A 13,139-nucleotide genomic window follows, 5' to 3' on the forward strand; every position below is an offset into this window, starting at 1 on the left:
ACATTTAACATAAACCTCTAAAAATAATTTAATTTAACCCTATTAAAAATAATATTTTTTAAGAAATTTAAAAATAAACGATTATATTATTGCTAATGTAAATCAAAATATTACTTTAGAACACCTAAATGTAAGCATCTATCTTTATAAATGTAAACTAAATGTAAAAATATAAATTACTATTAATTATCTACTTCCAAATAAAACATAACCAATATGAAAAGGAAAGTTTTACTTACTCACAGGCCTATGCTCAGAAAGTTATTGGTGGTATACCTGCTTTTTCTGGTACAAGTGAGCCTGGCACAACAAAAAATAATTACCGGTACCATTAAGGACGAACAAGGCAATCCGTTACCAGGAGCAAGCATTGTGGTAAAAGGTACTACTTCCGGAACGATCACGGATGCCAAAGGCGGGTTCTCCCTTCCGGTTTCTTCTGCCCAGGATGTTTTAGTAGCTTCTTTTATTGGGTATCTGGGCAAAGAAGTAGTAGTAGGCAACCAGGTAACGGTGGAAGTGGTACTACCGGCGGATGTACGCGCTTTATCGGAAATAGTAGTTACAGGATACAGCAGAGAAAAAAAATCGGATTTAATTGGGGCGGTAGCCGTAGTTAATTTGGCGCAAGTGCGGGATATACCCCGGGCTAATGTCCTGCAAACCTTACAAGGCCGGGTACCGGGCTTATACGTGGAATCTACCGGGCAACCCAGCGGCCAAACCGGGCAAGTGTTAATCAGAGGATTGAATACGTTGGGCGATAACTCGCCGCTGTACATTATTGATGGGGTTCCGGCTACCGCCAATAATGTTATTTCGGGCCGCGGCGCGGCGAATGGGTCTACAACCAAAAACATATCGCCGCTGCAAAACATCGACCCTAATTCCATCGAATCCATTCAGGTGCTGAAGGATGCCTCCGCGGCTTCTATTTACGGCGCCCGAGCTTCTAATGGCGTTATTATTATTACCACCAAGCAAGGGAAAGGCAAATTGAGAGTACAACTCAGTTCCTCGGGCTCTTTTCAAAAACGGTTCGGAAAAATAGATGCGGCCAATACCTTAGAACGAGGCCGGGCGCTTTGGCAGGCTTCTATCAACGATGGCACCGATCCAGCCATTCACAGTGCCTTATACGCTTTTGATTATACCGGAACCGGCGCTAACGCGGTATTAAATAAAGTGACGCCGGTACAATGGGTGGGCGGCGATCCTGCCTCCTTAACCCCCGCTCAGGTTCCGGGTACCGATTGGCAAGATGTCGTCTACCGCACTGGTTTTGTTACCAACAATAGCCTAACTTTATCCGGGGGCAGTGAGACCACTTCGGCTTTGTTGCAGTTTGGCTATCTGCAAAACCAAGGAGTAAAAAAATATTCCGATTTTTCAAAAATGAACTTGCGGCTGAACACCTCGCACAAAATGTTCAACAACCGGTTCCGGATAGGCCAAAACCTGAACCTTGCCCGGACCCGGGAAACCCCGGAACCCACCGACTTGGGCGGGGCCGGAATTGATTACTTGGCCACGTATCAGAACCCCATTCTGCCGGTATACCGCACCGACGGAGAATGGGCGGGCCCTTTGGGTTCCGGCATGAGCGACCGAAATAATCCGTTGCACATGTTGTACATCAACCGCAATAACAAAGACAAAAATTTAATTTTATTTGGAAATATCTATGCTGAATTGGTGCCTTTCGACAATTTTACTCTCCGGTCGAGTATTGGTTTAGATTATACTTTCTCTAACAACTCCTGGATCCAAGAAAAGTATACCGAAGGCTTTCTGACGCAGAGTGTGAACCGGCTCAGCATTTTTCATGGCGAGCGGACCAACTTAACCTGGACCAATACGGCCGAATACAGCCTGCAAAAAGGAACCAACTTGCTCAATTTTCTGGTAGGGGTAGAAACCGTGAAAGAAGATTATCAAACCATGGTGGCCCGGAAAGAAGATTTTGCCACTCAGGATTTTGACTTTTTTCAATTAGATGCCGGCACCGGTACCGCTAGTTCGGGAGGAGGAAGAACCGGCTACCAATTATTATCCTACTTCGGAAAAGTTAATTACAACTTAGCGGATAAATACCTGGCATCGGTTACGCTCCGGTACGATGGTTCTTCCCGGTTCGGTAAAAACGAACAATTCGGCTTATTCCCGGCGGCTAACTTCGGCTGGCGAATTAGTAACGAGAAGTTCATGCAGTCCATTAATTTCATCTCTAATTTAAAAGTTAGAGTGGGTGTTGGCCGGGTAGGAAATCAGAAAATAGGCAATTTGGCCCGGTTTGGCTTATATGCCCCTAACTACGGCACCATGGACTTCCGAGATTGGTACGGCGCCTGGCGAACCATCGGCACGGCTTATGATATTAACGGGAACAACAGCGGCAATCTGGCTTCGGGCTACGTGGCGCTGCAGCAAGGAAATAATAATTTAAAATGGGAAACGACCGATGAAGCCAATATTGGATTAGACTTTGGCTTTGTGAAAGATCGCTTAACCGGTTCCATCGACTTCTTTAAACGCAATACCAAAGATATTTTAATACAACCGCCGTATGCCGCGGTAATTGGCGAAGGAGGAAACCAATGGGTGAACGGGGCTACCGCCAAAAATAATGGCTTTGAGATATCCCTGGCTTACCAAAATACTACCGGCCCGATTGGCTATACTATTTACGGAAACGCGGCCCACTTCCAGGACAAAATCACCGATTTGCCGGAATCTGTTATCCGGTCTTACCCGGGAAATGTGGAGCAAACCATTTTGGGGCATTCACAGCGGGCAATTTTTGGCTATGTTACCGACGGACTTTTCCAGAATCAGGAAGAAGTAAATACGCACGCGGCTCAGCCCGGTAAAGGTATTGGCCGGATTCGCTACAAAGACCTTAATAACGATGGAAAAGTTGACGCCCTGGACCAAACCTGGCTGGGAACCACTTTACCCGATGTAGAATATGGACTTGGATTTGACATCAGCTACAAAAACTTTACGCTCTCGGCTTTCTTTCAAGGCGTATTAGGGAAACTAACGAACGACGGCATAAAAGGTGATTTTACCCGGGTAAACAACGGGATGAATTTTGGTACGGGCGTTTTTGATGCTTGGTCTCCCCAAAATACCGGTTCCTCTCTGCCGGCTTTGAGTTTGGTAAATGCCAATGATGAGTTCCGGACTTCGGATTATTTGTACGTGAATGGCAGCTACGCAAAACTAAGAACCTTACAATTGTCCTACGCTTTCCCGAAAGGTGTTCTGGAATCATTAAAGGTGGGAACCTTCCGGGTTTTTGCCATGGGTGAAAACTTGTTTGCTATTAAAGACAATAAAGGAGTAAACAAGCTGTATGCTCCCGACCCGGAAAATCCATTCTTAACCTATCCGCTCACCCGGAATTTCACTTTTGGCATCGACCTATCTTTTTAAATTATTTTTAATTTCTGAATCATGAAACGGACTATCGTAGTTTTAGTAACCCTCTTTTTACTAGTGGCCCAATCGTGCAAAGATTACCTGGATTTTGAGCCCAAAGGAGTGTTAAGTACGGACCAACTCAATACTCCCGAGGAAGTGGACAAAATGGTGATTGCGGCTTATGCCTCCTTAAGTAATGATTTCTTCTTATCGCAAATGGCCTCGGTACCCTGGATTTGGGGTAGCGTGCGGAGTGATGATGCCTACAAAGGCGGCGGCGGAACCGGTGATAATTTTGACCAGCACATCATGGAAACCTTTAACCTGCTGGCGCCCACCAACGGGCAAATAAACGATATCTGGATTTACCTGTATGAAAATCTAGGCCGCGCCAATGATGCTCTCCGGCGCATGGAAAGCCTAACCGAAGCCGAATACCCGGCATTAAAAATGCGGCAAGCCGAATGTCGGTTTCTACGGGCCCATTGGCATTTCATCTTAAAAATTTTGTATAAAAATCCGGTTTGGGTAGATGCTTCTTTGCCGAAAACGCAATTAAATACGTTAACCAATGTTACTTTAACCGATGAAGAGTTATGGAATAAAATTGTCGAAGATTTTCAGTTTGTCGTCGATAATCTTCCCTTAACGCAGCAACAAGTGGGCAGAGCGAGCAAAGTGGCCGCTTGGGCTTATCTGGCTAAAACGCGTTTGTACCAGGCCTATGAACAAGACGAGAACAACAATGTAACGAATATTAATCAGGCCCGATTACAAGAGGTAGTTACCTTATGTCAGAACATTATTAATTCGGGTGGTAAAAGTCTGGCCCCTGACTTTGCGGAGAATTTCTTATGTGGGTTCGAAAACGGGCCGGAATCTATCTTCTCCGTCCAATATTCGCAGGACGATGGTACCCAGAACGGCAAAATTCAACTCGCTACCGGTGTGGCTTATAATATGGCGCCTCAGTTTGGCTGCTGCGATTTTCTCAATCCGAGTTATACTATGCTCAACGCCTTTAAAACCGATCCGGCCACTGGTTTGCCCATGATGGAAACCTACAACAATGATTTCTTATTCAAAATTAATACCTGGGCCAACGTAAACGATTTGAGTACGATTGATTTTATGAGTCAGACCGTGGATCCCCGGATGGATCATACCATTGGCATTCCGACCCATCCCTGGAAATACGACCCGGATTTTGTTGCCAACAAGAGCTGGCGAAGGGTACCTGAAGTATACGGGTATTTAACCAGTATGAAAGCTCTGGAGCATTATAACAGCTCTTGTTTTGTGAAACTAGGGCCTTTTATGGGAACCTCCCGCAACGCCGACCTTATTCGCTACGACGATGTATTATTGTGGTTAGCCGAATCTTATATTGAACTGGGTCAACAAAACCTGGCATTACCTTTAATCAACCAAATCCGGGAACGAGCGGCCAATAGTGCGGGCAGATTGGTTCGTAAAAATGGCAGCCCCATCTCTAACTACAAGGTCAGTCCTTATATTAACGGAGTGAACTGCAACTGGACCCAGGATTTTGCCCGGAAAGCCTTACAATGGGAAAGAAGACTGGAATTTTCTACGGAAGGAGTTCGTTTTTTTGATTTGGTTCGCTGGGGCATTGCCGCCGAAACCCTAAACGCCTATTTTGCCAAGGAGAAAACCACCTTCGGATTTTTGAAGGATGCTTTCTTCAAAAAAAATCGGGACGAATATTTTCCCATTCCGCAAGCGCAGATTAACTTTTCCCAGGGATTGTACAAGCAAAACAAAGGCTGGTAATGAACGCCGAACCTTACTGCGTTAGGGTGGAGCTTAGGAATTGGAACTTTCCGGTTCCTAAGATTCCGTTCTTTTCTAAGCAATGCAACTTAACCCGCAATGAGTTTTCATTTTAAGCAAGTGCGTTTAAAATATGGAAAAGACTTACACAAACTATAGGAGAGCAGCTTGGTTGGCGCTATTTATCCTGCTTAGTTGTAGCAAGCTAAATACCGCGTCTATAACAGATGAGAAGATAATAACGCTTTCGGGATTGCTGGACGAAATGGTGTCAGTCGAATCCGGCACGATTTTTCCAAAACCCTACTATTCATCCAAGCAATTGACAAGCTATGATCGAAGGTCAATTCCGGGCCACAACGCCTGGCACAGTAATGACGACTGGTCTGGTTTTATACGCTACGAGGAGAATAATGGCAGGTTGGAAAAAGTGCTTTTCGATGAAGAAGGGCCGGGAGCTATTACGCGCATTATTACTACCGGAGGTGCGGCAAACGCCCGACTTCGCATTTACTTTGATGAGGCCAAGGAAGCACAGATTGTCATACCAAGTTTTGATATTTCAAAAATGCCCATTCAAATACCGCCGGGAATGATCTACCGGCACGAACATTATAAGACGCATCAAGGCTCGTCGTTTTATTATCCCATTCCTTATGCCAAACGATGTAAGATTACGGTTGACAATGTGAGTAAGTGGTACGTGTATCATGTGAATTTTCGCCAATATGACCCGGCCACAAAAGTGGAAACTTTCAGTATCCAGAATGCTTTGGCTTTGCACTCGAAGGCAGATAGTATCGGAAAAATCTTACAGGCTCCTCCCCAGTATGCCGGTAAAGAGTTCGTTTCTAAGTCTCGGCTTTTGCCCGGAAAGACGGTTGAACTCTTCCTGCCCGGTGCGTTCCAAGCTATCCGAAGTTTGAATTTCCACATCACCGATTACAACAAAACTACTTATGGTCAGTTAATGCGCGGTTTGATCGTGTCTATTTCCTTCGATGGCGTAGAGACGGTGCGGGCTCCCTTCAGTGATTTTTCCGGCGCCGGTATGGGCGCTCCTAAAGTTGACAGTTGGTTCTTATGTGCAGACGGTGTTGGTAATGTTACGCTGCGCTTTACCATGCCCTACAAAAAGGAGGCGAAGATACAACTTCTCAATATAACGGAAGTTGAAACGTCCGCTCAAATCAAGGCCCGTATCTCGGACTGGACCTGGAAAGAGAACACCCTCTATTTCCACGCTTCCTGGCGACAGGAAAATGGATTAGAAACCAATAAAGGTTTTGACTATAACATGGCGACTCTTACCGGCCGGGGTATATTCAAAGGGGATGTACTTTCGCTTTATAATCATAGCACTCGCTGGTATGGTGAGGGAGATGAACATATTTGGGTGGACCAGGAAAGTTTCCCGTCGCACTTCGGATGTGGCACCGAAGATTACTATAATACGACATACGCGCCCATCCATGTCTATCACAACGCGTTTGGCGGAGCACCCCGTGAAGATGATGAAGCATCAAGAGGCTTCAACACGTTCGTGCGGACGAGGAACCTGGATGTAATACCCTTCCATGAATCGCTAAAGTTCGAGTTTGAACTTATCAGTTGGGATGGCGGCAAGGTTGACTATTCGTCAACGGTCTATTGGTACGGGGACCTAGATTCAAAATCGACGAATGCCTCACCAGATGCTGCTGCCTTATACGTGCTGCCTACGCCCATATACACTTCCAAAATCGAATAACTATCCGGCTGGCTAGTTCCCGTTTTGAATTAGGGTTAAGGATCACAAATACCTAGAAAAACAATTTCAATGTAAAGACATAAAAAAAGGAAATGAGAAGAATACTAGTAACCGCATTACTTGCCATGTGCTTTAAGACCGTTGTAGGCCAGTTCAAGGTAGATTACAAGCCCAATATTCAGCCCGTAACTAATATGCAGTATTTTGCACCCAAAGGAGATAATCTATTTGTGGGCGATTGCATTCCTTTTAGCCACAACGGCACTTATTATTTGTATTGGTTATTAGACGCCGGTCACCACTCGGCATTAAACGGTTTAGGTGGTCATCAATGGGCCGTAAGTACTACTAAGGATTTAAAAACCTGGAAACATTACCCGGTAGCGCTGGGCATTGATGAAGATTGGGAAAAATCGATTTGTACCGGATCCGTGGTGTACCATAATAACAAGTTCTATGCTTTTTACGCTACCCGGTTGCTCGTAGACGGGAAAGTAAATGAACAACTCAGCTACGCGATTAGTGACGATGGCATCCATTTTAAAAAACAAACACCCAATCCTTTCTACACCTCGGCCCCCGGCTACAGCACCCGGGATTTTAGAGACCCGAAGGTATTTGTAGATAAGCAGGGTATTTTCCACTTGTTTGTTTCCAGCCGATCAAATCAATCGGCCATTAATCATTGGGACGGTAGTTTGGTGCACATGACTTCGAAAGATTTGAAAAAGTGGGACGTAAAAGCCCCCGTATTAACCGGCCAAAGATCCGTACCGGAATGCCCCGACTACTTTAAATGGAATGACTGGTATTATTTAATTTACGGCGATGCGGGAGACACGTATTACGTAAAATCCAAAAATCCGTACGGCCCTTGGGAGCAACCCGATGACCAGGCCTTAATCGAAGAATGGTCGAATGTGGCTAAAACGGCGGAATTTAAAAATAACCGGCGAATTGTGGCGGCCTGGATTCCTTCCCGGAAAGAAAATAAAGACCATACGAATGAAATGTTTGGCGGCAATGCCGTTTTCCGGGAACTGGTACAGCACCCCAATGGAACCTTAGGCACAAAGTTTCCGCCCGAAATGCTGCCGGAAAACAACTCGCTGGTAACCTTAAAACTAGCCAAAGATTCGCTGGTACAATCTAGCTCCGAAAATAGTTTTGTGATTAAAGCGCCCAACGGGGTGGGAACTGCCCACTACGAAAATATCCCGGCCGATTGCCGCATAACCTTCGAAATAGAACCTACCGGCACCAATGAGGAATACGGCTTACTGTTACGCTCCAACGAAAAAGGCGCCGACGGGTATAAGCTTTCCTTTTCCGCCAGCCAGCAGATCGTGCGGCTTCATGATACCGAAATATATTCCGTAGAAGGGTTGGACAAACCTATAAAAGTAGATATTATTATGAAAGATGGAATTATTGATGTGGATGTAAACAACCAAAGATGTTTGGTGAACCGTTTACCGGAGCAAAAAGGCAATGTGCTGTGGTTTTTCGCTAAGCATGGTCAGGTAAAATTTAAGTCCATTAAAGTTTTGCCCCTCGCGCTCAATAATTAGAAATGTTCGACGAAATAGATACAAAATACAGATTTTATAATCCTAATGCTACCAACCACTTATTAGTCGGACAACGAACAGAGAATAACTAACTACTACTACTATGCTACTAGGTTTTGATATTGGCGGAACTAAATGTGCGGTGGTTCTGGGTACAAAAAATGCCGACAACGATCTGCAAATCATCGACAAGCAAGTCTTACCTACCAATCGGCTGGTTTATCCGATGATAGAGCAGTTATTTACTACCGCGGATGATCTATTACTGAAACATGGTATACCCACCGAAAATATTGAAGGGATTGGCATAAGTTGCGGCGGACCTTTAAGCAGTAAAAAGGGATTGATTTTATCGCCGCCTAACTTGCCCGGCTGGGACAACATTCCCATTGTTTCCCTGGCCGAGAAAAAGTTTGGCAGAAAAACCTTCTTGCAGAACGACGCCAACGCCTGCGCGATGGCGGAATGGAAGCATGGCGCCGGTAGAGGCTACAACAATATTATTTTTCTCACCTTTGGGACGGGAATGGGCGCCGGCCTTATTCTGGATGGGAAACTATATTCCGGCACTTCGGATTTGGCCGGGGAAGTAGGTCATATCCGCTTAGCGGACCGAGGACCGGTTGGTTTCGGCAAAGAAGGTTCTTTTGAAGGGTTTTGCAGCGGCGGCGGTATTGCCCAAATTGCCCAGGTAAAAGTGCGGCAAAAATTACAAATGGGGCAACCGGTTTCTTTCTGTAAATCCCTCGAAGAATTGCCTTTTCTAACCGCCAAAATGGTAGCGGAAGCCGCTTATCAACATGATCCGGTGGCGTTAGATATTTACCGAACCTGCGGGCATTATCTAGGGATTGGGCTTTCCCTCTTCATTGATATTCTAAACCCGGAAATTATTATTATGGGCAGTATTTACGGCCGGGCGCAAGAACTTTTGGAACCTTATATGCGAGAAGTAATCCAGGCAGAAGCGATTGAAGAGTCTCGGAAAGCTTGCCGCATTGTGCCGGCTCTGCTTTCCGAAAACATCGGCGACATAGCCGCCCTTTGCCTCGCCGAAACGATTGCCACGGAGTATTCTGATCATACCATACCTACCAGAAATTAAGTTTTACTGGTTAGTAGTTGTTCAATTAATAAATTTTGTTAACCAGTAGTTTACCCCAATTGTAGTCTAAATTCATTTCTTCGGAGTACTAAATCTAGATGCGTTTATGAATAATTCTCTACCTAATAAAGCCTATCAGGTAACCGGACCTTTAATTCGGGCAGCCATTGTTTCTTCCCTGGGTGGTTTACTGTTTGGGTTTGATACGGCGGTAATTGCCGGCACAACTTCCTCGGTAAAAACGCTTTTTCAGCTTTCGGAGTGGGCCATGGGATTTGTGGTTTCGTCGGCTTTAATCGGCACCATTGCGGGCACCTTAATCAGCTCCAAACCCGGTGATATTTGGGGCAGAAAGAATTATTTAAAAGTACTGGCGGCGCTTTTCTTAATTTCAGCTATAGGTTGTGCCTTATCCTGGGATTTCTGGTCCTTATCCATATTCCGGTTTATTGGCGGTATTGCCATTGGCGGCTCGTCGGTTATTATTCCCATGTATTTAGCGGAAATTGCCCCGGCTAAATTACGCGGCCGGCTGGTTATCTTGTTTCAATTTAACGTGTGTCTGGGTATTCTGGTGGCTTATTTTTCCAATGCGATGATAGAGCTAATGAATACGGACGTATTAACGGTACAATGGCGGATTATGTTCGCTACCGGTGGAGTTCCCGCCCTTTTGTTCTTCCTCATGCTATTTACTATTCCGGATAGTCCGCGGTGGCTCATGGCTATTGGCAAGCAGGAAGAAGCCAAACAGGTATTTTTAAAAATGGGGGAATTGCAAGTAAACGAGGCGATGATTGAAATTCAAAATTCTCTCCAAACCACTTCTGGCCACGCCAGTGAAACTCTTTTTCAGCGAAAATACCTGTATCCTATTTTTTTGGGGGTAAGTGTGGCGGCCTTTAACCAGCTTTCTTTTGTCAATGGATTTTTGTATTATCTTAATGATACGCTCCGGGAGATTGGCGCCTCGTTCGGCGGCAAGTTTCAACCTATCTTAATTGGGGCGGCCAACGTTATAGCCGTTACCGTTGCTCTATTAACCATTGATAAAATCGGCCGGAAAAAACTTTTACTCATCGGTTCCTGGGGTTCGGCTATTCCCCTAGGCCTCTGCGCTTATATTGCCTGGACCAGAAATATGACGGAATTATTTCCTTGGGGAGTAGCTTTATTTATTCTGTTTTTCTCTTTCTCGCAGGGGGCCGTTATTTGGGTGTACATCAGCGAAGTATTTCCGAATAAAGTCCGGAGTAAAGGCCAGGCTTTGGGCAGTTTTACCCATTGGGGTTTATGCGCCATAGCGGCCCAGGTATATCCGCCCATTGTAGCGAGTTCCAGCATTGGCTTAGCCATTCCCTTCTTATTTGGCGGCATCATGATGGTTTTGCAATTCTTTGTGGTTTGGTTCTTTTTTGTAGAAACCAAAGGTGTACCGCTCGAACAATTAGAAATTCAGTTAGGCGTTAAGCAGAAAAACGTGGAAGAACTCACGGCTCATAAATAATAATTGGCTCAAAGAGCATACCCGGCAGTTTGAGCCAATGAGCGCGATATTTTTGGGAGCATTAAACCAATTAGGTACTGCTATTAGCCAATATAACTTTAGCTAGCGGTTGAATAAGCTTCGGTTAAAACCTTTACAATTTTATCTGCCTGAGTTTCCCAATCAAGATTATAATTCATAGAAATTGTATTCAGCCCGCTTTGCTTTCCATTACTTGGCCGAAAATCGTATCCGGTACTTTTTACTGAATTAGAATCCGTAAGTAATTTAGATTCATCTAAACAAATAACCTTTTCCGGTGCAAGAGGATAAGCCGCTTCAATGCAGTCGGCAATAATAGCATCAGAAGTAAAAATGTGGTTAGACCGTTCAATAACCATTTTTTCGAGCTCGTACCGCCAACCTTGGTTATTCAAGTCTCTATGGTCGTGGCTCAAAGTATTTATTTGTATGGCTAAAGGTTTCCCGGTTATTAAATGAAGCTCGTTTCCCGCCAGATAAGTTAACCAGTTAGAAGCAAAAATAAAGTCATAGGAACGATTAACCGCATACCGGGTGGCAAAGCGGGCATAATAAATAATTTTAGAATCAACACTTAAATCATTCCAATTTACCTCATTAAAATAGCTACAACTTCGTGAGATTTATTACTCGAACCATTCGACGCTGATTTATCATTATCAGAAATAATAGGGGTTTTACTTCTATCCGAGGAGTAGGATCGTTGATTTTCCGGTACGTTAGGTGCGCCACAAAGAGGTATCTCCGGCCAGATATAATTTACCTCCACTTTTTGACAAATAAAAATAAGTTTAAAGTAGAATCAGGGGTTAAGCGCAAAATCAACTGTCCCTATTTATTTGAGCATCTCAACTTGCGGGGGCAATTAAAATTGAGATTCATTCAAGCGAGAAACCTGTACTCCAGGTAATTATTATGACAAATTTTAAATTTTTATAAAGTTTATAGAACTAAGAATTTACTACAGACAGCTGAACAACCAAAGCTTTTAATGGGCGTACCGTATAACAAAATTTATCCGGTAACAGAAATTAAAAAAATTAGGGTAGCTATTATAACAGGGCATCGGGCGGGCATCGGCCCTGGAGTTTGCCCGGCGAGGAATAAGCGTAGTGGTAGCCGCTCGTTCCGGCGAAGCGCTCGATGATTTAGTAGAAAAATGCACCCAATGGGACCCAGCCGTAAATGCCGCAAAAAACAAGGTATTTAGACTTGCAAATATTTATCTTTGCCGCAATATTTAAATTTTAGCTCTGCTATTTTCGCGCTAAGCTCACTTATATAACCGGCATGCCTCATCACCACTTTATGTTGCACAAACCTTACGGCTATTTAAGTCAGTTTGTAGGAGAAGCCAAAAAGAAAAAACGACTAGGTGAATTGTATCCGTTCCCAACAGGCACCATGGCGATTGGCCGCTTAGACGAAGACAGCGAAGGTTTGCTGTTACTTACAACTAATGGTAAAGTAAGCACCTTTTTCACGAGCAGTAAATTAGAAAAAGAATACTACGCCCAGGTGGATGGTATTATAACTCCGGAGGCAATCGAAAAACTACAACAAGGTGTAGAAATTGGTTTACGGAACGAAAAATACCAGACGAAGCCCTGCCAAGCGCGTAGGTTAGAACCTGGCCCTCCGTTTAAAGAACGCGCACGAAAAATACGCGACGACCGACACGGCCCCACCAGTTGGGTAGCCATCACGATCACCGAAGGCAAAAACCGCCAAGTACGAAAAATGACCGCCGCCGTTGGTTTTCCCACTTTGCGTCTGATACGGGTCCGGATTGGTGCTATTGAGCTGGGTGATTTGGCAATTGGGGAAGTGAAGGAAATAACGGAAGTAGTAAACAACTTGCTTCCTGAAAGTAAGCTAGTATCGTAAATAAAATTCTTTATCTGAATTAAATTCTTTCAAAACAAGCTTTTGGCTATTTCCTTTTAACTTTCAGCTAAATCGTTC

The 13,139-nt window shown here is 44.5% G+C and carries 8 protein-coding genes; 7 read left to right on the plus strand and 1 reads right to left on the minus strand.

Annotated elements, in window-relative coordinates:
* Window positions 1–249: 249 nt before the first annotated feature.
* The 6 genes from AHMF7605_RS08390 to AHMF7605_RS08415 all read left to right on the plus strand — a co-directional run bounded on the left by AHMF7605_RS08390 (window position 250) and on the right by AHMF7605_RS08415 (window position 11,153).
* The gene (locus AHMF7605_RS08390) at window positions 250–3,438 is read left to right on the plus strand and encodes a SusC/RagA family TonB-linked outer membrane protein (RefSeq protein ID WP_106928266.1); all 3,189 of its coding nucleotides are present in this window, start codon (window positions 250–252) and stop codon (window positions 3,436–3,438) included.
* Between the two features lie 21 nt (window positions 3,439–3,459).
* Window positions 3,460–5,220, plus strand: a complete 1,761-nt coding sequence (locus AHMF7605_RS08395; protein WP_106928268.1) for a RagB/SusD family nutrient uptake outer membrane protein — start codon at window positions 3,460–3,462, stop codon at window positions 5,218–5,220.
* A 133-nt stretch (window positions 5,221–5,353) separates the two neighbouring features.
* Window positions 5,354–6,970, plus strand: a complete 1,617-nt coding sequence (locus AHMF7605_RS08400; RefSeq protein WP_199200212.1) for a glycoside hydrolase family 172 protein — start codon at window positions 5,354–5,356, stop codon at window positions 6,968–6,970.
* A gap of 92 nt (window positions 6,971–7,062) precedes the next feature.
* Window positions 7,063–8,541: a family 43 glycosylhydrolase gene (locus tag AHMF7605_RS08405; RefSeq protein ID WP_106928270.1), complete on the plus strand. Its 1,479-nt coding sequence runs from the start codon at window positions 7,063–7,065 to the stop codon at window positions 8,539–8,541.
* A 103-nt stretch (window positions 8,542–8,644) separates the two neighbouring features.
* Entirely contained in the window at window positions 8,645–9,646 is a 1,002-nt protein-coding gene (locus tag AHMF7605_RS08410; RefSeq protein ID WP_106928273.1) for an ROK family protein, read from the plus strand.
* 106 nt (window positions 9,647–9,752) lie between these two features.
* Window positions 9,753–11,153 (plus strand): sugar porter family MFS transporter, encoded by a 1,401-nt coding sequence (locus tag AHMF7605_RS08415; protein ID WP_106928275.1) that lies wholly within the window; start codon window positions 9,753–9,755, stop codon window positions 11,151–11,153.
* 98 nt (window positions 11,154–11,251) lie between these two features.
* On the opposite strand, the gene AHMF7605_RS08420 is transcribed toward AHMF7605_RS08415, so the two are convergent.
* On the minus strand, window positions 11,252–11,590 hold the full coding sequence (locus AHMF7605_RS08420) for a hypothetical protein (protein ID WP_146153547.1): 339 nt from the start codon (window positions 11,588–11,590) through the stop codon (window positions 11,252–11,254).
* Window positions 11,591–12,464: 874 nt separating this feature from the next.
* Between AHMF7605_RS08420 and AHMF7605_RS08430 the strand changes: the two genes are divergently transcribed.
* Window positions 12,465–13,061, plus strand: a complete 597-nt coding sequence (locus AHMF7605_RS08430) for a pseudouridine synthase (protein WP_106928282.1) — start codon at window positions 12,465–12,467, stop codon at window positions 13,059–13,061.
* Window positions 13,062–13,139 lie beyond the last annotated feature (78 nt).

The sequence above is a fragment of the Adhaeribacter arboris genome (assembly GCF_003023845.1).
Lineage (GTDB): Bacteria > Bacteroidota > Bacteroidia > Cytophagales > Hymenobacteraceae > Adhaeribacter > Adhaeribacter arboris.

Bases quoted from the DNA above. Each gene is read 5' to 3' on its own strand.
- AHMF7605_RS08390 (WP_106928266.1), top strand. From the start codon at position 250: ATGCTCAGAAAGTTATTGGTGGTATACCTGCTTTTTCTGGTACAAGTG.
- AHMF7605_RS08395 (WP_106928268.1), top strand. From the start codon at position 3,460: ATGAAACGGACTATCGTAGTTTTAGTAACCCTCTTTTTACTAGTGGCC.
- AHMF7605_RS08400 (WP_199200212.1), top strand. From the start codon at position 5,354: ATGGAAAAGACTTACACAAACTATAGGAGAGCAGCTTGGTTGGCGCTA.
- AHMF7605_RS08405 (WP_106928270.1), top strand. From the start codon at position 7,063: ATGAGAAGAATACTAGTAACCGCATTACTTGCCATGTGCTTTAAGACC.
- AHMF7605_RS08410 (WP_106928273.1), top strand. From the start codon at position 8,645: ATGCTACTAGGTTTTGATATTGGCGGAACTAAATGTGCGGTGGTTCTG.
- AHMF7605_RS08415 (WP_106928275.1), top strand. From the start codon at position 9,753: ATGAATAATTCTCTACCTAATAAAGCCTATCAGGTAACCGGACCTTTA.
- AHMF7605_RS08430 (WP_106928282.1), top strand. From the start codon at position 12,465: ATGCCTCATCACCACTTTATGTTGCACAAACCTTACGGCTATTTAAGT.